This is a genomic window from Citrobacter sp. XY323 (assembly GCF_025106035.1).
Classification (GTDB): Bacteria; Pseudomonadota; Gammaproteobacteria; order Enterobacterales; family Enterobacteriaceae; genus Citrobacter; species Citrobacter braakii.
In genome coordinates, this window is the sequence record NZ_JANYUK010000001.1 from 300,793 (window position 1) to 320,019 (window position 19,227).

Consider the following 19,227-nt stretch of genomic DNA (forward strand, 5'->3'; position numbering starts at 1 on the left):
TTTTCAGTGTGATACCGCTGTAATAATCAGGGTAATTCCCTCAACGGCAATGACTTCAACCTGCGTTCCGGCGCTCAAATCGTCGCGGGCGCTGACGGGCCATGAGCTGTCGCCGACGCGCATATGTCCGCGGCCATTGACCAGGGCAGTTTCCAGAATAAATCGACGGCCAACCAACTGCTGCCCGCGCTGGTTAAGATGGCTGTCGGCGGGTTTCTGATCTTGTACGCGCCTTGCCAGCCACTTCCACCACAGCCAGGCTGCCAGTAGGGTGAGTACGGCGAACATCGCCCCCTGCCACGCCCAGTCAAGCGGGATGAGCCACACCACCAGGCCGGTAATCACCGCCGCCACGCCGCTCCACAGCAGATAGCCGTTACCGCCCAGCATCTCGGCGGCGAGTAGCAGACCGCCGAGGCTGAGCCAGAAGATGTGCGGGTGCACCAGAATCATCGCTATCATGATTTTTTCCGTTCGCTGGCGCTGTCTTTCACCAGTTCGGCGATCCCGGCAATGGACCCCATCAGGCTGCTGGCATCCAGCGGCATCATCACCACTTTGCTGTTATTCGACGAACCGATGTGCTGCAGCGCTTCGGTGTATTTCTGCGCCACGAAGTAGTTCACGGCCTGAATATCCCCGGCTGCAATGGCCTCCGAAACCATCTGCGTCGCGCGGGCCTCGGCCTCTGCGGAACGTTCACGCGCTTCAGCCTGTAAAAATGCCGACTGGCGTTCACCTTCCGCTTTGAGGATTTTCGACTGTTTCTCACCTTCGGCCTTGACGATTTCTGCCTGACGGATCCCTTCCGCTTCAAGAATATAGGCGCGCTTGGTACGTTCGGCTTTCATCTGCGCGTTCATGGCGTCGATAAGTTCCGCTGGCGGACGCACATCGCGGATTTCAATACGGGTGATTTTGATGCCCCAGGGATTCGTGGCCTCATCAACGATATGCAGCAGGCGCGTGTTAATGTTGTCGCGCTGGGAGAGCATTTCATCGAGTTCCATCGAGCCGAGAACGGTACGAATATTGGTCATGGTCAGGTTGATGATCGCCAGTTCCAGGTTGCTGACCTCATAAGCCGCTTTTGGCGCGTCGATCACCTGAATAAAGCAGACGGCATCGATCGCGACGTTGGCGTTGTCTTTGGAGATGACTTCCTGAGAGGGGATATCAAGCACCTGTTCCATCATGTTGATCTTACGACCGATGCGGTCCATGAACGGTACAACAAGGTTTAAACCCGGTTGCAGGGTTTTGGTGTAACGGCCAAAACGCTCGACCGTCCACTGATATCCCTGCGGGACGATTTTGACGCCAGCACCGACGATGACCAGCGCGACAAAAATGAGAATAGGAATAAAAATGAGCATTGATGAAACCTCCTGTTGTGTTGTCCTTTACTGCCTCATTAGTCAAATTATACCCGATTTATCAGGGTGGGCTCCCCTATAATAAATTACAGGGATAGACTGTCTGCACGAAAGAGGTAAAAAAGGGATTGGTAATGGAAGAAAGCAGCATTCTGCTTCAGTTAAAAAATGTCGCATGGCAGGCAGGGGCGACGCAGGTTCTCAATAACATCTGTTTTAATCTCCGGGCCGGAGAATTTAAGCTGATTACCGGCCAGTCTGGTTGCGGTAAAAGTACGTTACTCAAGATTGTGGCGTCATTAATCAGCCCGACTGCCGGTGAAATTCTCTTTGAGGGCAAGGAGATAAACACTCTTAAGCCTGAAACATATCGCCAGCAGGTTTCTTATTGTGCGCAAACGCCCGCGTTGTTTGGTGACACCGTTTACGACAACCTCATTTTCCCCTGGCAAATCCGCGATAAACGTCCGGATCCGGATGTGTTTCTTGCCGATCTGGCCCGTTTTGAGCTACCCGAAACGATCCTTAAAAAAAACATCAATGAGCTGTCCGGCGGCGAAAAGCAACGCGTCTCATTAATTCGTAATTTACAGTTTCTGCCAAAAATCCTGCTGCTTGATGAAATTACCAGCGCGCTGGATGAAGCCAATAAACGGAATGTGAACGAATTAATTCACCACTATGTTCGCGATAAGAATATTGCTGTGCTGTGGGTGACGCACGACAAAGATGAAATTAATCATGCGGATAATGTCATAACCCTTCAACCGCACGCCGGGGAAATGCAGGAAGTAAGCAATGAACGAGCATAATATTACCAATGAATCACTGGCGTTAGCGATGATGCTGGTGGTGGTCGCGATACTGATCAGCAACAAAGAAAAACTGGCGCTGGAAAAAGATATTCTCTGGAGCGTTTGCCGGGCGGTGGTTCAGCTTATTATCGTTGGCTATGTGCTGAAATATATTTTCGGCGTTAACCACAGCATTCTGACCTTATTGATGGTGCTGTTTATCTGTTTCAACGCGGCCTATAACGCGCAAAAGCGCAGTAAATATATTGATAAAGCTTTTCTCTCGTCATTTATCGCCATCACGGCGGGGGCGGGGTTAACGCTGGCGGTGCTGGTTCTGTCAGGCTCTATCGAGTTTACCCCAATGCAGGTGATCCCAATTTCCGGCATGATTGCAGGCAATGCGATGGTTGCGGTAGGGCTGTGTTACAACAATCTGGGACAGCGATTTAACAGCGAACAGCAGCAAATTCAGGAAAAACTCAGCCTCGGTGCGACGCCGAAAGTGGCCTCCGCGCCGCTGATTCGCGACAGTATTCGCGCTTCGCTGATCCCGACGATCGATTCAGCGAAGACCGTGGGACTGGTGAGTTTACCGGGGATGATGTCCGGGTTGATCTTTGCAGGTATTGATCCGGTAAAAGCGATTAAGTATCAGATTATGGTGACGTTTATGCTGCTTTCGACCGCCAGTCTGTCAACCATTATCGCCTGCTACCTGACCTATCGGAAGTTCTATAATTCACGTCACCAACTGGTGGTGACGCATTTGAAAAAAAACTAATGGAGTACCGGATGGCGCGGGCCTACGGGGAGATTGTAGGCCCGATTAGCGCAAGCGCCATCAGGCAAATGCAGCGGATTAGTACAACAGCGCGTACAGCTGGCGGCGGTATTTCGAGGCCAGCGCATCGCCGGTGCCCAGTGCGGCAAGGATCTCCTGGAAGGTTTTACGCGCCTGACCGTCGGCTGCAGTGAGATCTTTCTTCAGGTGACTGAACAGCAATTCCAGTGATTCCTCGTTACGTCCGACCTGGTGTAACTGAATGGCCAGTTGAGTTGCCAGCGCCGCATCCTGTGGATTGCTGGCGACCTGCTGCTGCAACTGTTGGATTTCAGGCGTATCAGCCGCCTGCTTCAGCAGTTCGATCTGTGCCACCAGGCCCTGATAACGGGTGTCCTGATCTTGCAACGGGATAGTTTTCAGTACCGCTTCGGCTTCGTCAGAACGGTTCAGGGCGATTTGCGTTTCCGCCAGCAGCAGGCCAATTTCGCTGCTCTGATTGGAGATCTGCCATGCTTCTTTCAGCAGCGGCAGCGCATCAGCGTGATTGCCGGCTTCGATGAACTCGATCGCCTGGCGCGCTTTCAACTCTTCTTCGCTCGGTAACACTTTCTCCAGCAGCGCGCGAATAACTTCTTCCGGCTGCGGGCCCTGGAATCCATCTACCGGCTGACCGTTCTGGAACAGATAAACCGTGGGGATCGCGCGCAGACCAAACTGGGAGGCGATCATCTGCTCGGCGTCGCAGTCTAACTTGGCGAGAATAAACTGACCGTTGTACTGAGCAACAAGGTTCTCCAGTACCGGCGTTAATTGCAGACAATGCTGGCTGCGCTCAGACCAAAAATAGAACAGGACCGGCGTGGTCATCGACTGTTCAAGGGTCTGCTGGAGGTTCGATTCGTTAATATTAACAATATTCTGTGTGGACATGGAGTTACTCTCTTTTGTCGATTTCATGTTACATGGGGGCTGACGCGCGTGCTTCAACTCAACCCTGTAAAATTTTGTCCATTATGCGGCCTGGCAACAGGCGCTTCAGTAGCATAACTGCCCAGGTCACCAGCGTAACCGGATAACGCAGCTTTGGTTTGTCGCTCTCAAACGCATGACGCACTTTGGCGACAGCCGCTTGTGGCCCCAGCGTAAAACGCGCGGCAATTCCGGGGTTTTCCACGGGAGCATCGCTCTGGGTCTGGTTGACGTTTTCGGTAAAGCGGGTGCGAATAGGGCCTGGCTCAATCAGGCTGACCTTAATCCCGCTGTGGCGCAGTTCCATACGCAGCGCGTCGGACCAGGCTTCCAGCGCATATTTGCTGGCGGCATAGGCCCCGCGCCCCGGCGTTGAGATCAATCCCATTACCGACGAGGTCATCACAATTCGTCCTTCGCCGTGGGGTAGCATAGCGGGTAACAGGCGCATGGTAAGCTGATGTGCGCCAAAGAAGTTGGCGGAAAACTGCTGTTCCATCTGCTCGCGGCTGATGGTGGGCAGTGGGCCATAGACGCCGTATCCGGCGTTGTTAAAGATCCCATACAAACGATTTTCGGTCAGAGCGATCACCTCATCAGCCGCGCGATCTACGCTCTCGGGTGAATCCAGATCCAGCAATATGCCGGTGAATCCCATGCTGTTCATACGCGCCACATCGTCAGGTTTGCGACAGCCCGCCAGAATTTGAAAACCCTGGCGCTTTAGCTCAAGCGCGCTTTCCAGACCGATTCCGCTGGAACATCCTGTTATTAAGACCGATTTTTGCATAACTTTACCTGTCAGGATCTCCGTTGTTTTACGAGTCGTGATTTACTAGAGGAGTGAGATGTTGCGCCATCCAGTCGGCAATAAACGGCTGGGCGTCACGGTTAGGATGAATACCATCATCCTGCATCCACTGGGGTTTCAGATAAACCTCTTCCATAAAAAAGGGCAGCAGAGGTATATCAAACTCTTTGGCGAGTTTTGGATAAATCGCGCTAAAGCTTTCATTATAACGGCGACCGTAGTTTGCCGGCAGACGAATTTGCATCAGCAGCGGTTCGGCATTTGCTGCTTTCACATCCTGCAGAATCGTGCGCAGGGTTTGTTCGGTTTGCGCAGGCGAAAAACCGCGCAGACCGTCGTTGCCGCCAAGTTCGACCAGCACCCAGCGCGGCTGGTGCTGCTTCAGTAATGCAGGCAGACGGGCCAGCCCCTGCTGCGAGGTGTCGCCGCTAATACTGGCATTCACCACCGGCGTTTTGGTTTGCCATTTATCATTAAGTAGCGCAGGCCACGCGGCGCTGGCGGACATACGGTATCCGGCGCTCAGGCTGTCACCCAGAATTAATAACGTGTCCGCTGCGGCGGCGCGGAAAGTTAACAGGACCAGGAACAGGAAAGGCCAATGCCAGCGGAAAACATTGTTGAAGTTCATCATCTTAAGAAATCCGTCGGTCAGGGTGATCATGAGCTATCCATCCTTACCGGAGTTGAACTGGTTGTCAAACGCGCCGAGACCATTGCGCTGATTGGCGAGTCGGGTTCAGGAAAATCCACACTGCTGGCGATCCTCGCCGGGCTGGACGATGGTACCAGCGGTGAAGTCAGCCTGGTGGGGCAGGCGCTGCACACCATGGATGAAGAAGCCCGGGCACAGCTGCGGGCGCGACACGTGGGTTTTGTCTTCCAGTCATTCATGTTAATTCCGACCCTTAACGCGCTGGAAAACGTCGAGTTGCCCGCGTTGTTGCGCGGTGAAAACAGCGGAAAAAGTCGCGACGGGGCAAAAACGTTGCTGGAGCAACTGGGGCTGGGAAAACGTCTTGATCATCTTCCGGCCCAGCTTTCCGGCGGGGAGCAGCAGCGCGTGGCGCTGGCGCGGGCGTTTAACGGTCGCCCTGACGTGCTGTTTGCCGATGAACCCACGGGCAATCTGGACCGCCAGACCGGAGACAAAATCGCCGACCTGCTGTTTTCTCTGAACCGGGAACATGGCACCACCCTGATTCTGGTGACCCATGATTCTCAACTGGCGGCGCGTTGCGATCGGCGTTTACGCCTGGTGAACGGACAGTTGCAGGAGGAGGCATGATTGCACGCTGGTTCTGGCGCGAATGGCGCTCGCCTTCATTACTGATTGTCTGGCTGGCGCTGAGTCTGGCCGTGGCCTGCGTGCTGGCTCTGGGCAATATCAGCGATCGTATGGAAAAAGGGCTGAGCCAGCAAAGCCGTGAGTTTATGGCGGGAGATCGGTCGCTGCAAAGTTCGCGTACCGTGCCGAAAGCGTGGATTGACGAGGCGCGACAGCGTGGCCTGAAAGTGGGCGAACAACTGACCTTTGCCACTATGACCTTTGCCCGGGATACGCCGCAGTTGGCGAACGTCAAAGCGGTGGATGATGTGTATCCGATGTATGGCACGTTGCAAACCAATCCGCCGGGACTGAAACCTCAGCCTGGCTCGGTGCTGCTGGCTCCGCGTCTGATGGCGTTGCTGAACTTAAAAATCGGTGATTCCATCGACGTGGGTGATGCCACGCTGCGCATCGCCGGGGAAGTGGTGCAGGAGCCGGATGCCGGTTTTAATCCGTTCCAGATAGCGCCGCGCCTGATGATGAACATGGCGGATGTCGAAAAAACGGCGGCGGTCCAGCCGGGAAGCCGGGTGACCTGGCGCTATAAATTTGGCGGGACACCGCAGCAACTGGAAGCCTATGAAAAATGGCTGCTCCCGCAGTTAAAGCCTGAACAGCGCTGGTATGGGCTGGAGCAGGATGAAGGGGCGCTGGGGAAATCACTGGAGCGTTCGCAACAGTTCCTGCTGCTGTCGGCGCTGCTAACGCTGCTGCTGGCGGTCGCTGCGGTTGCCGTGGCGATGAGCCATTACTGCCGCAGTCGTTACGATCTGGTGGCTATTCTGAAAACCCTTGGCGCGGGCAGAGCACAGTTGCGCAGGCTGATTGTTGGTCAATGGCTGATGGTGCTAGTGCTGTCTGGCGTGACCGGAGGGTTATTCGGGCTGTTGTTTGAACGCGTGCTGGTGGTATTACTTAAGCCGGTACTGCCCGGCGAACTGCCGCCTGCCAGTCCCTGGCCGTGGCTATGGGCATTAGGCACCATGACGGTCATTTCTCTGCTGGTGGGGTTACGCCCTTACCGTTTGCTGCTGGCGACTCAGCCACTGCGGGTACTGCGCCGTGACGTGGTGGCAAACGTCTGGCCGCTGAAGTTTTATTTGCCGGTGGTATTGATAGTCGTGATTGCCCTGCTCGCCGGACTGATGGGCGGAAGCCCGCTGCTGTGGGCCGTGCTGGCCGGAGCGGTAGTGCTGGCGCTTTTGTGCGGGGTGCTCGGCTGGATGCTGCTCAACGTGCTGCGTGGCCTGACGCTCACCTCGCTGCCGCTGCGTTTAGCGGTCAGTCGGCTGTTGCGCCAGCCGTGGTCAACGCTCAGTCAGCTGTCGGCATTTTCGCTTTCCTTTATGTTGCTGGCGCTGCTGCTGGTACTGCGTGGCGACCTGCTCGACCGCTGGCAGCAGCAAATGCCGCCGGAAAGCCCGAACTATTTTCTCATCAACATTGCCACCGAACAGGTGGTTCCACTCAAGGCTTTCCTGGCTGAGCATCAGGTGATCCCGGAATCGTTCTATCCGATTGTGCGGGCGCGTCTGACGGCGATCAATGAGAAGCCGACCGAAGGCAATCACGATGAGGCGCTGAACCGTGAACTTAATCTGACCTGGCAGGATACCCGACCGGATCATAACCCGATCGTTGCCGGAAGCTGGCCGCCAAAAGCGGGCGAAGTCTCAATGGAAGAGGGGCTGGCGAAACGGCTGAACGTCAAGCTTGGCGATCGGGTAACTTTTATGGGCGATACCCAGGATTTCAGCGCCACGGTCAGCAGTCTGCGCAAAGTGGACTGGGAAAGCCTGCGCCCCAACTTCTTCTTTATCTTTCCCTCCGGCGCGCTGGACGCTCAGCCGCAAAGCTGGTTAACCAGCTTTCGCTGGGAGAACGGCAACGGCATGCTGACGCAGCTTAACCGCGAATTCCCGACTATCAGCCTGCTGGATATTGGCGCAATCCTCAAACAGGTGAGCCAGGTGCTGGAGCAGGTGAGCCGGGCACTGGAGGTGATGGTGGTGCTGGTTACCGCTTGCGGTATGTTGCTGCTATTGGCGCAGGTCCAGGTCGGAATGCGTCAGCGTCATCAGGAACTGGTGGTCTGGCGCACGCTGGGCGCGGGTAAGAAGCTGCTGCGTACCACGCTATGGTGCGAGTTCGCCATGCTCGGAATGGTCGCCGGACTGGTGGCTGCCATCGGCGCGGAAACCGCACTGGCGGTGCTGCAAACCCGAGTGTTTGATTTTCCGTGGGAGCCAGACTGGCGACTGTGGGTCGTATTGCCGCTTTGTGGGGCATTGTTGCTCTCGTTATGCGGCGGATGGCTCGGTTCACGTCTGCTAAAAGGCAAAGCGCTGTTCCGTCAATTCAGTAGTTAATTCATATTCGTGATGATTACGCACCGGTTTTTTAAATCGGTGCGTTTTTTATCTATGTAGCACAAATTGATAACTCATTGATATTTAACAGCACAGAACAATAAAAACCCGACAACACGAGTGTATTAATAAACGTTAATATTTGTATGCTGAATAATTGGCAGGCTATCTATCAAGGTACAAATAATGACTATAAAAAAAACGGCGCTGGCGGTATCGATCGGCGCAGCAGTGGCATTAACGACGTTCGCCTCCCAGGCGGAAATCACGGTCCTGAAACAAGATCCACAGGCGGGCAACCCGCTGAGCCGTCTTAACTTCACCGTTGGCGGGAGTATTCGTCCGCAGTTCCAGAATATGGCCGGTGATGATGGTAAGAATGGCTACAAACGTAATGGTTTCGACGGCGGGACGCGTTTCCGCTTCGCCGCTGATTACTATCTGTTTGATGACATCAGCTGGGTGAGTTATTACGAGCTGGGCGTAAACTTCCCGGCAATGTTCAACTGGGATAATCACTATGCTAACGGCGCCAACGATACCACGCGTCGTATGTTGTACACCGGTCTGAAGAGCGCGACCTGGGGTACGCTGACCTTCGGTCAACAGAACAGCATTTACTATGATGTGGTTGGTGTGAAAACGGATATCTGGGACTACGACATGATCGGTCAGGCACCAGGTAACGGTATCAATGGCGACTATGACGGTTCCTATCGTACGCGTAAATCACTGAAGTATAAGAAAACGGTTGGTGATGTTGATCTCTACGCATCTTATCTGTTCAGCGATGATTACAACCCGAACAACGGTCTGCGCTACAAGCGTAAAGGCGGTGGCTCGCTGGGTGTGGATTATCACATCACCGATGACCTGACCTGGGGTACAGCGTGGAACTACACCCGCGCGGAAATGCGTGGCGACACCAGCAAAACCTACGATCAAAACATCGTCGGTACCGCGCTGAGCTGGAAACCGGACAATTGGACCTTCTCGATGGGCGGCGGTTGGTATCAAAACTTCATGACCACCAAAAAAGTCTCTGTTAACGATTACTTTGCCGGTGATGCCTGGGGTCTGGAATATTTCGCGGGTTATACCTTCCCGGTTGGTCAGTATGCGCTGAAATCCGTTCAACCCTACGTTATGGGCGACCGTATTGAATACGTGAATGGTCGTAACTACCTGCGTACCGACAATGGTGTGGGTATCAGCTTCCAGCTGGACTACGGTTTCCGTGTGGATTACGAACACGTCTTCACCTCCAGCACCGACGATCTGGGTGATATGAACCTGGTTCGTCTGCGTTACGACTTCTAAGTCAATTTCCCTGCCAAAACCGGGTAACCAGAAGGTTATCCGGTTTTTTACTATCCTTTGCTGAAAAACACATTAGTACCTTCAGCGTACATTCAACGACATATCCCGCAACATCATGAAATAATTTCAAGGACAGCAGGTTGTGATCTGTGTCATGTTAACAATCAGCCTGTTAACAGGCCAACAAGAACAACGCCGCAAGAACGGCGTGAGACATGACACCACAACGTTAAAATGGAGAAATTATGGGATTGCGTCAGAGTTTACGCGTCGCGACCGGAGCGCTGTTACTTGCCTGTGGATTACAACTTGCTCATGCGAACAGTGACCCGCATACCATCGTGTTTGGCGTCGCACCTGGTCCGTACGGCGATATGGTGAAACAGGCCATTGCCCCTACGCTGAAAGAGAAAGGCTATAAGGTAGTGGTGCGCGAATTCAGCGACTACGTGCAGCCGAACATGGCGCTTTCCAACGGCAGTATTGATGCCAACTTGTTCCAGCACTCGCTCTACTTTGACAAATTCACCGCTGATAAAGGACTGAAGCTGAGCAAGCTGATTGTGGTCCCGACGGCCGGGATGGGTTTTTACTCACATAAAATCAAAAGCCTGGATGAGTTAAAAAAAGGGGATGTGATCACGCTTTCCAATGATCCAACCAATCTGGCTCGCGGTCTGCGTTTCCTGCAGTCTATTGGCCTTATTACCATCAAAGACACTATCGATCCGACTAAAGCCTCTGAGCGCGATATCGCCAGCAACCCGAAAGGGCTGGTGTTTAAACCGCTGGAAGCGGCGCAGCTGCCGCGTACCCTGGACGGTGTGACCGGCGCGCTGGTCAACGGTAACTTTGCCGTGGCGGCAAAACTGGATCTCGCCAGTGCCATCAAGCAAGAGCATCTTGACGAAAATCTGAAAAATATCATAGCGGTACGCAGTGAAGATGCGGATAAACCGTTCGCGAAAGATATTGTGGCGGCGGTGAAATCTCCGGCGTATCGCGCGGTGATCGACGATCCGCAAAATATCTACAGCGCCTTCCAGAAACCGGAATGGATGTCGGCAGCCCAATAATCGCTGCGCACAAGGTTAACAGGGGCAGCGGCGACTGCCCTTTTCGCATTTCTGAGGTGGCTATGATTGAGATAGAAAAGGTTTGCGTGGATTTTAGCGCAGGCCGTGGACCATCAACCCGGGCGGTTGATTACGTCAGCTTGCGCATAGGCGCAGGTGAGATATTTGGCATTGTCGGGACCAGCGGCGCGGGGAAAAGTACGCTGCTGCGCACCCTGAACGCCTTAACGCGACCAAGCCTGGGAAGCGTAAAGGTTAACGGCGTAGAAATTTCCGCGCTGGAAGGGGCGCAACTACGTAAAGCCCGTCAGCGTATTGGGATGATTTTTCAGCATTTTAATCTGATGCATACCCGTACCGTGGCGCAAAACGTCGCTTTCAGCCTGAAGGCTGCCGGATGGGAGCGCAGTAAAATTGGCCCACGCGTCAGCGAAATCCTGACGCTGGTGGGGCTGTCTGACAAGGCGAACCGCTTTCCTGTGCAGCTCAGCGGCGGGCAAAAGCAGCGCGTTGGTATTGCCCGTGCGATTGCCAATCACCCGGATGTGCTGCTGTGTGATGAACCGACCTCTGCGCTGGATCTGGAAACGTCGGCCACTATTCTGGCATTGCTTAAGCAGATCAACCAACAGCTGGGGATCACGATCGTGCTGATCACTCACGAGATGAACGTGATCAAATCGATTTGCGATCGTGTGGCGGTGATGTCCGGCGGCAAGGTGGTGGAGTCCGGTGAAGTGTTTGACGTTTTTGCTCACCCGCAGCACGCTTTCACGCAGCAACTGGTGTCGCATACCCTCAATCTGACGCTACCCGAACGCTTGCGCCAGCATTTGCCTGGCCAGTTGCTGAAAATTCTGTTCATCGGCGATTCGGCGGAACAGCCGGTGTTGTCAGAAGTCGCGGTTAAATTTGGTGTGGCGGTGAACATTCTGCACGGCAAAATTGAATATATCGGCGAGCGTGCGCTGGGGATTCTGGTGGTGCAACTGACCGCGCCGCATAACCCTTCTGCGGTGGATGTCGCCGTGGAACATATTCGTCAACGCACGGCACAGGTGGAGGTGATTCGTGGATGATTTATTGCCTGATTTGACGCTGGCGTTTAATGAAACCTTTCAGATGCTAAGTATCTCTACGGTGCTGGCGATTATTGGCGGTCTGCCGCTCGGTTTTCTTATTTTCGTCACCGACCGGCATTTATTCTGGCAAAACCGTTTTGTGTATCTGCTCAGCTCCGTGCTGGTGAATATCATCCGTTCGGTGCCGTTTGTGATCCTGCTGGTGCTGCTGCTGCCGCTCACCCAGTTTTTACTCGGAAATACCATTGGGCCGATTGCGGCGTCGGTCCCGCTCTCGGTGGCGGCAATCGCTTTTTATGCCCGTCTGGTCGACAGCGCACTGCGCGAAGTCGATAAAGGCATTATTGAAGCGGCGGAAGCCTTTGGCGCCAGCCCGATGCGCATCATCTGCACCGTTCTGTTACCTGAAGCGAGCGCGGGTCTGCTGCGTGGGTTGACGATAACGCTGGTGAGTCTGATCGGTTACTCCGCGATGGCCGGAATCGTTGGTGGCGGTGGGGTAGGCGACCTGGCGATTCGCTTTGGTTATTACCGCTACGAAACCCAGGTCATGATCGTCACCGTGGTGGCGCTGATTATTCTGGTGCAGGTCGTTCAGGTGCTGGGCGACTGGCTGGCGAAACGCGCGGATAAGCGCGACAGACACTGATCACTGTGCGTTAAGCCATCCGGCAACGTCCTGCCATGTGCCGCGAAAGACGACTTTCGCGGCTTTCTTTTCCAGTTGATAACGATACATCGGGTCGTAATACTCGTTGAGCAACGGTACCAGCCAGCTCATATGGGCGTCGGTACTGCCCGTCGCTTGCTGTTCGCGCAGAGCCACGTCGAGCAGGGCGGTCAGCTCGGCAAAACGTTGTAAACCCAGACGGCGGCGAATAGCAAACAGGCCGTGGTGCAGATACTCGCTATACTCCTGCCAGCCCTGACTCTCGCCATAAGCATGGGTAAAATCGTGGTGCATCCGCACGAAATACTCTTCGCGCAGTCGCTCCAGACGACGCTCAAAAGGATCGTCCACCACTGCAATAGATGCCTGGGTCATGCGTTCGCGCAGGCATTCGGGCAGATGATTAGCCCCGATCATGCGGCCTTCATCTTCCAGTACCCACAGACGCAGATCCTGACGGCTGTCGGTTCTGAGCATTTCGACCGCCAGCAGGTTTTCAAAACTCGCCTGACTCAACTGCGGTTCAATGGTGCGACCAAACGAGGAACCGCGATGGTGCGCCAGACCTTCGAGATCCACGCCGTTCGGCTGCTGTTGCACCAACTGCGTTTTACCGTTCCCGGTACAGCCGCCAATTAAGACGATCGGCTTTTGCACTAATTCTTCAGTCAGCTGAATCGCCGCCTGACGCAGGGCTTTGTAGCCGCCGTGTATCAGCGGGTAGTCAATCCCGGACTCGTGCAGCCACTGCTGCACAATGTGCGAACGCTGACCGCCGCGCGCGCAGCATAAATAACCCGCAGGATTTTGACGACAGGCATCCAGCCAGGCCTTCATACGTTGTTGGCGAGTCTCGCCGCAGACCAGTTGATGGCCGAGCGTGAGGGCTGCCTCGGGTCCCTGACGTTTATAACAGGTACCCACGGCGGCACGTTCGTCATCGTTCATCAGGGGAAGGTTGATTGCGCCCGGCATTGCGCCTTGCAGAAATTCGACGGGGGCGCGTACATCGATTATAGGCGTACCAGCGAGCAAAATTGCGCGATAGTCCGTTCCATCGTTCATGTGTGATCCTGAAAATACAAAAACAGCAATGGAGGGGATTTTACGCGCCAGAGGAGGGGCCGGGGAAGGATAAAATCAAATCCCCGGCATTAATGGCTTATTTCAGCGTTGACTGCGCCCAGATAATACCGCTGGCATATTCCGGCGGCAGCAGGGGGATAAGCGCTTCCAGCGTCGCGCTAAGACGCGCGGTATCGCTGTCGCTCAGGTTCAGGTGTCCCACCTTACGCCCTTCACGCACCTCTTTGTCATACCAGTGCAGATGCACCAGCGGCAGCTTCAGCCAGTCATAGTTCAGGTCGCTACCAATCAGATTTACCATCACCGAAGGAGTGTTCACTACCGGCGTGGGTAACGGCAGGTGGGTAATGGCGCGCAGGTGCAGCTCAAACTGGCTGATGCTGGCACCGTTTTGCGTCCAGTGCCCGCTGTTGTGCACGCGTGGAGCCAGTTCGTTAATCAGCAGACCTTCCGGGGTGATGAAACATTCCATCGCCATCACGCCGACATAGCCCAGCTCCTGCATGATGGCTGAGAGCATCGCTTCGGCCTGTTTCTGCTGTTTGGCGTTAGCCTGCGGGAAGACCACGCTGGTGCGCAGAATGCCGTCCTGGTGCAGGTTATGGGTCAGCGGATAGAAGACGGTGCTACCGTCGTGCGCACGAGCGCCAACCAATGAGACTTCACCAGAGAAGTTGATTCCCTGCTCAACAATGCACTCGCCGTAGCAGTCGTCCGGCAGTTGTTCGGTTTCATTTGCGCGCAAACGCCACTGCCCACGACCGTCGTAACCGCCGACGCGACGTTTCACGATCGCCAACTCACCGAGTTTGTCGAATACTGCAGGCCATTCGCTTTTATCTGCCAGCAACTGCCACGGCGCAGTTGCCAGGCCGAGCTTGTCAAAAAGCTGCTTTTGCGTCAGACGGTCGGCAATAATCGGGAAAACGTCGCGGTTGACAAATGCCGGGTGGCGCGCGAGCTCGCGGGTGAGCGCCGTTTCCGGCCAGCGCTCAATCTCAGCGGTGATTACGCTTTGCTGAAAAGGGACCGCTGCTGGTTCGGCATCCAGCCCGACGGGCCAGACCGCAATGCCCAGCGGCTCACCGGCCTGGCGCAGCATGCGCCCTAGCTGACCGTTACCGAGTACGCAGACCTGCTTCATGCCGCACCTCGCGGGTCCGGATTCTCCAGCACCTCGTCGGTTTGTGCTTTGCGCCAGTCGTTCAGACGCTGGTGTAATGCTTTGTCGTGTGTTGCCAGAATTTGTGCTGCCAGCAGGGCCGCATTTGCCGCGCCCGCTTTGCCGATAGCCAGCGTTCCGACCGGAATACCGCGCGGCATCTGTACGATGGAGTAAAGGCTATCTACGCCGCTCAGCGCCGCGCTTTGCACCGGGACGCCTAAAACAGGCACCAGCGTTTTAGCCGCAATCATGCCCGGCAGATGTGCAGCGCCACCCGCACCGGCAATGATCACCTGATAGCCGTTCTCTTCTGCGCTTTCGGCGAAGCTAAACAGCTTGTCAGGGGTGCGGTGGGCGGAGACGACTTCAACATGATGCGGCACGTTCAGAATTTCGAAGATTTCGGCGGCGAACTGCATGGTAGCCCAGTCGCTTTTGGACCCCATCACGATGGCGACACGCGCCGGGTTATTGCGGGAAGACATGCGTCTGAAAACTCCTGTGATGCACTACACTCGACTTTTGAGGCCACAGAGAATAGCATAATTCGCCGTCAAGGAAAACGATTGCGCGCTTTACACTTCACCCTTCAGGCAGCCTCTGTAGTTGGCTACATCGCAACGAGTTTTGTGTAAAGAGGAACTGGATATCTGCGGAATTAAAACGGAAATGCGATCAGTTCAACGTCATCTGGCGTGACTTTGATCATCGACCCTTCGATGTGCCATGCGCCTAATACCACGCGGAAAGCGGGTTGTTCATTGGCCGTAAGTTCGTGGACTGCCGGGCGGTGGGTGTGGCCGTGAATTAACCACTGGACCTGATGCATTTCCATCTCGGTGATGACGGCCTGCGGATTCACATCCATGATCTCCAGTGACTTGCTGCTGTTGGCCGCTTTGCTGTTGGCGCGCATTTTCGCGGCGATACGTTGGCGAACGAACAGAGGTAGGGAGAGGAACAGCTTCTGTAGCCAGGGTTGATGTACTTTGGCGCGAAACGCCTGATAGCCTGCATCGTCGGTACACAAAGTGTCGCCATGCATGATCAATACCTTGCGGCCATACAGGTTGAGTACTTTTTTCTCAGGCAGCAAGCTCATGCCGCTTTCACGGGCAAAACGTTTGCCGAGCAGAAAATCTCGGTTGCCGTGAATAAAAAAGCAGGGAACGCCAGAATCAACCAGTGATTTTATCGCCGCGGCTATTTCATGATGCAGTGGGGTTGGGTCGTCGTCGCCAATCCAGGCTTCAAACAGATCGCCGAGAATGTACAGTGCATCAGCTTTTCGCGCATCACCGGCTAAAAAACGCAGAAAACCGGCGGTGATCGCCGGTTCTTCTGTGCAGAGGTGAAGATCTGCAATAAACAGTGTCGTCACGATTACTCGCTGACGGTCACGTTTTCGATGATGACGTCTTCTTTTGGCACATCCTGGTGCATACCGCTGCGACCAGTGGAAACGCCTTTGATTTTATCAACCACGTCCATGCCTTCAACAACTTCGGCAAACACGCAATAACCCCAACCCTGCATGCTTTCGCCGGAGAAGTTCAGGAAGTCGTTGTCTGCAACGTTGATGAAGAACTGTGCGGTTGCGGAGTGCGGAGCCTGAGTACGCGCCATCGCCAGCGTACCACGGGTGTTTTTCAGACCGTTGTTCGCTTCGTTTTTGATCGCTTCTTTCGTGGCTTTTTGCTTCATGCCAGGTTCGAAACCGCCGCCCTGGATCATGAAACCGTTAATAACACGGTGGAAAATGGTGTTGTTGTAAAAACCTTCGCGGCAGTAGTCCAGGAAGTTTTTAACTGTTTCAGGCGCTTTATCATCAAACGTTTTGATTACGATATCGCCGTGATTAGTGTGGAAAGTAACCATTTTTGCATCCTGTTCCGATAGATTGGTGCTTCGACCCCGTGAAGGGTCAGAGTTAGGGGTGTGTTATAGCATAACCGCAAGCTGCGATCACCTCGCAAAGTGTGCTGCTTCCGGTCTAAATTATGGGTATTATACAGACTTTACTATCCACACACGTCTACACGGAATCTTCGATGTTAAAAATCTTTAATACACTGACGCGCCAAAAAGAGGAATTCAAACCTATTCATGCCGGGGAAGTCGGCATGTACGTGTGTGGTATTACCGTTTACGATCTCTGTCATATTGGCCACGGACGTACCTTCGTTTCTTTCGACGTTGTCGCGCGCTATCTGCGCTTCCTCGGCTATAAGCTGAAGTATGTGCGCAACATTACTGATATTGATGACAAAATTATCAAGCGCGCGAATGAAAATGGCGAGAGCTTTGTGGCGTTGGTCGACAGAATGATCGCGGAAATGCATAGCGATTTCGACGCGCTGAATATTCTGCGTCCGGATCTGGAGCCGCGCGCTACGCACCATATCGCTGAGATCATTGAAATCACTGAACAGCTGATTGCCAAAGGTCACGCTTATGTCGCTGATAACGGCGACGTGATGTTCGACGTGCCGACTGACCCGAACTATGGTCAGCTGTCACGCCAGGATCTGGATCAGCTGCAGGCGGGCGCACGCGTTGATGTGGTTGATGTGAAGCGCAACCCGATGGACTTCGTGCTGTGGAAAATGTCCAAAGAAGGCGAGCCGAGCTGGCCGTCTCCGTGGGGGGCGGGTCGTCCTGGCTGGCACATCGAATGTTCGGCGATGAACTGCAAACAGTTGGGCAACCATTTTGATATTCATGGCGGTGGTTCGGATCTGATGTTCCCGCACCATGAAAACGAAATCGCTCAGTCCACCTGTGCGCATGACGGTGAATACGTTAATTACTGGATGCACTCCGGGATGGTGATGGTTGACCGGGAGAAAATGTCCAAATCGTTGGGCAACTTCTTTACCGTGCGTGACGTGCTGAAATACTACGACGCCGAAACCATTCGCTACTTCCTGATGTCTGGTCATTACCGTAGCCAGTTAAACTACAGCGAAGAGAACCTGAAGCAGGCGCGCTCTGCGCTGGAGCGTCTGTATACCGCGCTGCGCGGCACCGATAAGTCCGTTGCTCCAGCCGGTGGCGAAGCCTTTGAAGCACGCTTCATTGAAGCGATGGACGATGACTTCAATACGCCGGAAGCCTACTCCGTGCTGTTTGATATGGCGCGTGAGGTTAACCGCCTGAAGGGTGAAGATATGGCGGCGGCTAACGGTATGGCTTCGCATCTGCGTAAGCTTTCCAGCGTGCTGGGCCTGCTGGAACAGGAGCCCGAAGCATTCCTGCAAAGCGGTGCGCAGGCGGATGACGGTGAAGTTGCTGAAATTGAAGCGTTAATCCAGCAGCGTCTGGATGCCCGTAAAGCCAAAGACTGGGCGGCAGCTGACGCCGCGCGTGACCGTCTCAATGAGATGGGTATCGTGCTGGAAGATGGCCCGCAGGGCACTACCTGGCGCCGTAAGTAATGATATTGATTGCCGGATGGCGGCTCGCGCCCTGTCCGGCAATCAATGTACGAATGTCGGTCGGATAAGACACTGTGTGCCGCATCCGGCAAATTAATATTTCCGATACCACCACAGCACACCCATCATCATAACTCCCGGTAGCCATACCCATATCAACTCCGAAATTATCACCTGGTGCCCGTATGGTGTGGCGTAGCGTGATAGCGCAAACGGGGCGACTTTAATCACCTGCCACGGTGCAAAGAAGCGTTCATCCGACCACGGCCACAGCCAGCCGACGCCTTTGCCGCCAGTGGTGACCGAATCCAACAGGCTGTGCGACAGCAGTGAAACCGTCAGGAATAGCCAGCAGCGAATTAAGCCTGCCTTAAACCATCGTCGACCCATCCATACGCAGAGCAGCGGCACCACGAAGGCGAACAGCAGCGAATGGGTAAAACCGCGGTGACCAAACACGTTGCCGTAGGCGACGCCAAGCTTAAACGACAGTACGTCGGCATCCGGCAGCATAGCCAAAATGACGCCAGTAAACAGTAATTGCGGGGGGATGACTTTACGCCCGAGACCTAATCCTAAACAGAGAGGAACGGCAGCGTGGGTAACGATTGTTGGCATGATGATCGCTTCGTGTGGAAAAACAACATGCTAACAGTTCACTGTGAAGTGGTGATGAAGTCATTATCTGAAAAGGAGAGCGGAAGTGGCCGGACAGGGGTTAACCTCATCCGGCTCCTGGGATCACGCCACGACGTTAATGCTGTGGCCTTCAAAGCTGACGGTCTGTCCGGCAACGATTTTGCAGCGTTTACGCGTTTCTACCGCACCATCGACCTTCACTAACCCTTCGCCAATAGCAATTTTTGCCTGGGCGCCGCTTTCGCTCCAGCCTTCCAGCTTCAGTAAATCGCAGAGTTCAACGTGTGGGTGTTTACCCAGTGAAAATGTCGCCATC

At 54.4% G+C, this 19,227-nt stretch carries 21 protein-coding genes; 9 read left to right on the plus strand and 12 right to left on the minus strand.

The window, feature by feature from the left end; all coding sequences use genetic code 11:
- Nucleotides 1–3 precede the first annotated feature (3 nt).
- Both N0B36_RS01405 and N0B36_RS01410 read right to left on the minus strand, forming a co-directional pair.
- Nucleotides 4–462 (minus strand): NfeD family protein, encoded by a 459-nt coding sequence (locus tag N0B36_RS01405; protein WP_016152105.1) that lies wholly within the window; start codon nt 460–462, stop codon nt 4–6.
- Nucleotides 459–1,376, minus strand: a complete 918-nt coding sequence (locus N0B36_RS01410) for an SPFH domain-containing protein (protein ID WP_016152106.1) — start codon at nt 1,374–1,376, stop codon at nt 459–461. The genes N0B36_RS01405 and N0B36_RS01410 overlap by 4 nt, the downstream gene beginning before the upstream one ends.
- Nucleotides 1,377–1,510: 134 nt before the next feature.
- On the opposite strand from N0B36_RS01410, the gene fetA reads away from it, so the two are divergent.
- A complete protein-coding gene (gene fetA / locus N0B36_RS01415; RefSeq protein ID WP_019076194.1) occupies nt 1,511–2,188 on the plus strand; it encodes an iron efflux ABC transporter ATP-binding subunit FetA in 678 nt (225 codons plus the stop codon).
- A complete protein-coding gene (gene fetB, locus N0B36_RS01420; protein ID WP_016155894.1) occupies nt 2,175–2,954 on the plus strand; it encodes an iron efflux ABC transporter permease subunit FetB in 780 nt (259 codons plus the stop codon). The genes fetA and fetB overlap by 14 nt, the downstream gene beginning before the upstream one ends.
- A gap of 78 nt (nt 2,955–3,032) precedes the next feature.
- On the opposite strand, the gene N0B36_RS01425 is transcribed toward fetB, so the two are convergent.
- The 3 genes from N0B36_RS01425 to tesA are packed head-to-tail and all read right to left on the minus strand — an operon-like array spanning nt 3,033 to nt 5,371.
- Complete coding sequence (locus tag N0B36_RS01425) at nt 3,033–3,887, minus strand: co-chaperone YbbN (RefSeq protein ID WP_047501870.1); 855 nt, start codon at nt 3,885–3,887, stop codon at nt 3,033–3,035.
- Nucleotides 3,888–3,945: 58 nt separating this feature from the next.
- A complete protein-coding gene (locus N0B36_RS01430; RefSeq protein WP_259685663.1) occupies nt 3,946–4,716 on the minus strand; it encodes an SDR family oxidoreductase in 771 nt (256 codons plus the stop codon).
- Between the two features lie 28 nt (nt 4,717–4,744).
- A complete protein-coding gene (tesA, locus tag N0B36_RS01435; protein ID WP_101700628.1) occupies nt 4,745–5,371 on the minus strand; it encodes a multifunctional acyl-CoA thioesterase I/protease I/lysophospholipase L1 in 627 nt (208 codons plus the stop codon).
- On the opposite strand from tesA, the gene ybbA reads away from it, so the two are divergent.
- The 6 genes from ybbA to N0B36_RS01465 all read left to right on the plus strand — a co-directional run bounded on the left by ybbA (nt 5,339) and on the right by N0B36_RS01465 (nt 12,563).
- Nucleotides 5,339–6,025 (plus strand): putative ABC transporter ATP-binding protein YbbA, encoded by a 687-nt coding sequence (gene ybbA, locus N0B36_RS01440; protein ID WP_016152113.1) that lies wholly within the window; start codon nt 5,339–5,341, stop codon nt 6,023–6,025. The two genes, tesA and ybbA, sit on opposite strands and share 33 nt — an antisense overlap.
- Nucleotides 6,022–8,436, plus strand: coding sequence for a putative ABC transporter permease subunit YbbP (gene ybbP / locus N0B36_RS01445; protein WP_016152114.1), 2,415 nt, complete (start codon nt 6,022–6,024; stop codon nt 8,434–8,436). Before ybbA ends, ybbP begins: the two co-directional genes overlap by 4 nt.
- Before the next feature lie 186 nt (nt 8,437–8,622).
- Entirely contained in the window at nt 8,623–9,756 is a 1,134-nt protein-coding gene (locus tag N0B36_RS01450; protein WP_259685678.1) for a porin, read from the plus strand.
- Between the two features lie 245 nt (nt 9,757–10,001).
- Nucleotides 10,002–10,832: a MetQ/NlpA family ABC transporter substrate-binding protein gene (locus N0B36_RS01455; protein ID WP_016152116.1), complete on the plus strand. Its 831-nt coding sequence runs from the start codon at nt 10,002–10,004 to the stop codon at nt 10,830–10,832.
- A gap of 62 nt (nt 10,833–10,894) precedes the next feature.
- On the plus strand, nt 10,895–11,911 hold the full coding sequence (gene sfbB / locus N0B36_RS01460; RefSeq protein ID WP_259685689.1) for a virulence-associated ABC transporter ATP-binding protein SfbB: 1,017 nt from the start codon (nt 10,895–10,897) through the stop codon (nt 11,909–11,911).
- Nucleotides 11,904–12,563: a methionine ABC transporter permease gene (locus N0B36_RS01465; RefSeq protein WP_003831085.1), complete on the plus strand. Its 660-nt coding sequence runs from the start codon at nt 11,904–11,906 to the stop codon at nt 12,561–12,563. The genes sfbB and N0B36_RS01465 overlap by 8 nt, the downstream gene beginning before the upstream one ends.
- On the opposite strand, the gene mnmH is transcribed toward N0B36_RS01465, so the two are convergent.
- From mnmH to ppiB, 5 genes are all read right to left on the minus strand, one after another.
- On the minus strand, nt 12,564–13,649 hold the full coding sequence (gene mnmH, locus N0B36_RS01470) for a tRNA 2-selenouridine(34) synthase MnmH (RefSeq protein WP_259685694.1): 1,086 nt from the start codon (nt 13,647–13,649) through the stop codon (nt 12,564–12,566).
- Nucleotides 13,650–13,746: 97 nt separating this feature from the next.
- A complete protein-coding gene (gene purK, locus N0B36_RS01475) occupies nt 13,747–14,814 on the minus strand; it encodes a 5-(carboxyamino)imidazole ribonucleotide synthase (protein WP_259685702.1) in 1,068 nt (355 codons plus the stop codon).
- The gene (purE, locus tag N0B36_RS01480; protein WP_016152120.1) at nt 14,811–15,320 is read right to left on the minus strand and encodes a 5-(carboxyamino)imidazole ribonucleotide mutase; all 510 of its coding nucleotides are present in this window, start codon (nt 15,318–15,320) and stop codon (nt 14,811–14,813) included. Before purE ends, purK begins: the two co-directional genes overlap by 4 nt.
- A gap of 173 nt (nt 15,321–15,493) precedes the next feature.
- The gene (gene lpxH / locus N0B36_RS01485; RefSeq protein ID WP_259685713.1) at nt 15,494–16,216 is read right to left on the minus strand and encodes a UDP-2,3-diacylglucosamine diphosphatase; all 723 of its coding nucleotides are present in this window, start codon (nt 16,214–16,216) and stop codon (nt 15,494–15,496) included.
- A 2-nt stretch (nt 16,217–16,218) separates the two neighbouring features.
- Nucleotides 16,219–16,713, minus strand: a complete 495-nt coding sequence (ppiB, locus tag N0B36_RS01490; RefSeq protein ID WP_003021875.1) for a peptidylprolyl isomerase B — start codon at nt 16,711–16,713, stop codon at nt 16,219–16,221.
- A 173-nt stretch (nt 16,714–16,886) separates the two neighbouring features.
- Between ppiB and cysS the strand changes: the two genes are divergently transcribed.
- Nucleotides 16,887–18,272, plus strand: a complete 1,386-nt coding sequence (gene cysS, locus N0B36_RS01495; RefSeq protein WP_006685638.1) for a cysteine--tRNA ligase — start codon at nt 16,887–16,889, stop codon at nt 18,270–18,272.
- 93 nt (nt 18,273–18,365) lie between these two features.
- Here the strand turns inward: cysS and N0B36_RS01500 are convergent, their stop codons facing one another.
- Together N0B36_RS01500 and ybcJ are read right to left on the minus strand one after the other, a co-directional pair.
- Complete coding sequence (locus N0B36_RS01500; protein ID WP_046276061.1) at nt 18,366–18,890, minus strand: metal-dependent hydrolase; 525 nt, start codon at nt 18,888–18,890, stop codon at nt 18,366–18,368.
- A gap of 123 nt (nt 18,891–19,013) precedes the next feature.
- Complete coding sequence (ybcJ, locus tag N0B36_RS01505; RefSeq protein WP_016152124.1) at nt 19,014–19,226, minus strand: ribosome-associated protein YbcJ; 213 nt, start codon at nt 19,224–19,226, stop codon at nt 19,014–19,016.
- Nucleotide 19,227: the final 1 nt, after the last annotated feature.

What these genes read in the sequence shown, in the direction of transcription:
- N0B36_RS01405 (WP_016152105.1), bottom strand. Translation starts at nt 462, where the DNA reads ATGATAGCGATGATTCTGGTGCACCCGCACATCTTCTGGCTCAGCCTC.
- N0B36_RS01410 (WP_016152106.1), bottom strand. Translation starts at nt 1,376, where the DNA reads ATGCTCATTTTTATTCCTATTCTCATTTTTGTCGCGCTGGTCATCGTC.
- fetA (WP_019076194.1), top strand. Translation starts at nt 1,511, where the DNA reads ATGGAAGAAAGCAGCATTCTGCTTCAGTTAAAAAATGTCGCATGGCAG.
- fetB (WP_016155894.1), top strand. Translation starts at nt 2,175, where the DNA reads ATGAACGAGCATAATATTACCAATGAATCACTGGCGTTAGCGATGATG.
- N0B36_RS01425 (WP_047501870.1), bottom strand. Translation starts at nt 3,887, where the DNA reads ATGTCCACACAGAATATTGTTAATATTAACGAATCGAACCTCCAGCAG.
- N0B36_RS01430 (WP_259685663.1), bottom strand. Translation starts at nt 4,716, where the DNA reads ATGCAAAAATCGGTCTTAATAACAGGATGTTCCAGCGGAATCGGTCTG.
- ybbA (WP_016152113.1), top strand. Translation starts at nt 5,339, where the DNA reads ATGCCAGCGGAAAACATTGTTGAAGTTCATCATCTTAAGAAATCCGTC.
- tesA (WP_101700628.1), bottom strand. Translation starts at nt 5,371, where the DNA reads ATGATGAACTTCAACAATGTTTTCCGCTGGCATTGGCCTTTCCTGTTC.
- ybbP (WP_016152114.1), top strand. Translation starts at nt 6,022, where the DNA reads ATGATTGCACGCTGGTTCTGGCGCGAATGGCGCTCGCCTTCATTACTG.
- N0B36_RS01450 (WP_259685678.1), top strand. Translation starts at nt 8,623, where the DNA reads ATGACTATAAAAAAAACGGCGCTGGCGGTATCGATCGGCGCAGCAGTG.
- N0B36_RS01455 (WP_016152116.1), top strand. Translation starts at nt 10,002, where the DNA reads ATGGGATTGCGTCAGAGTTTACGCGTCGCGACCGGAGCGCTGTTACTT.
- sfbB (WP_259685689.1), top strand. Translation starts at nt 10,895, where the DNA reads ATGATTGAGATAGAAAAGGTTTGCGTGGATTTTAGCGCAGGCCGTGGA.
- mnmH (WP_259685694.1), bottom strand. Translation starts at nt 13,649, where the DNA reads ATGAACGATGGAACGGACTATCGCGCAATTTTGCTCGCTGGTACGCCT.
- purK (WP_259685702.1), bottom strand. Translation starts at nt 14,814, where the DNA reads ATGAAGCAGGTCTGCGTACTCGGTAACGGTCAGCTAGGGCGCATGCTG.
- purE (WP_016152120.1), bottom strand. Translation starts at nt 15,320, where the DNA reads ATGTCTTCCCGCAATAACCCGGCGCGTGTCGCCATCGTGATGGGGTCC.
- ppiB (WP_003021875.1), bottom strand. Translation starts at nt 16,713, where the DNA reads ATGGTTACTTTCCACACTAATCACGGCGATATCGTAATCAAAACGTTT.
- cysS (WP_006685638.1), top strand. Translation starts at nt 16,887, where the DNA reads ATGTTAAAAATCTTTAATACACTGACGCGCCAAAAAGAGGAATTCAAA.
- N0B36_RS01500 (WP_046276061.1), bottom strand. Translation starts at nt 18,890, where the DNA reads ATGCCAACAATCGTTACCCACGCTGCCGTTCCTCTCTGTTTAGGATTA.
- ybcJ (WP_016152124.1), bottom strand. Translation starts at nt 19,226, where the DNA reads ATGGCGACATTTTCACTGGGTAAACACCCACACGTTGAACTCTGCGAT.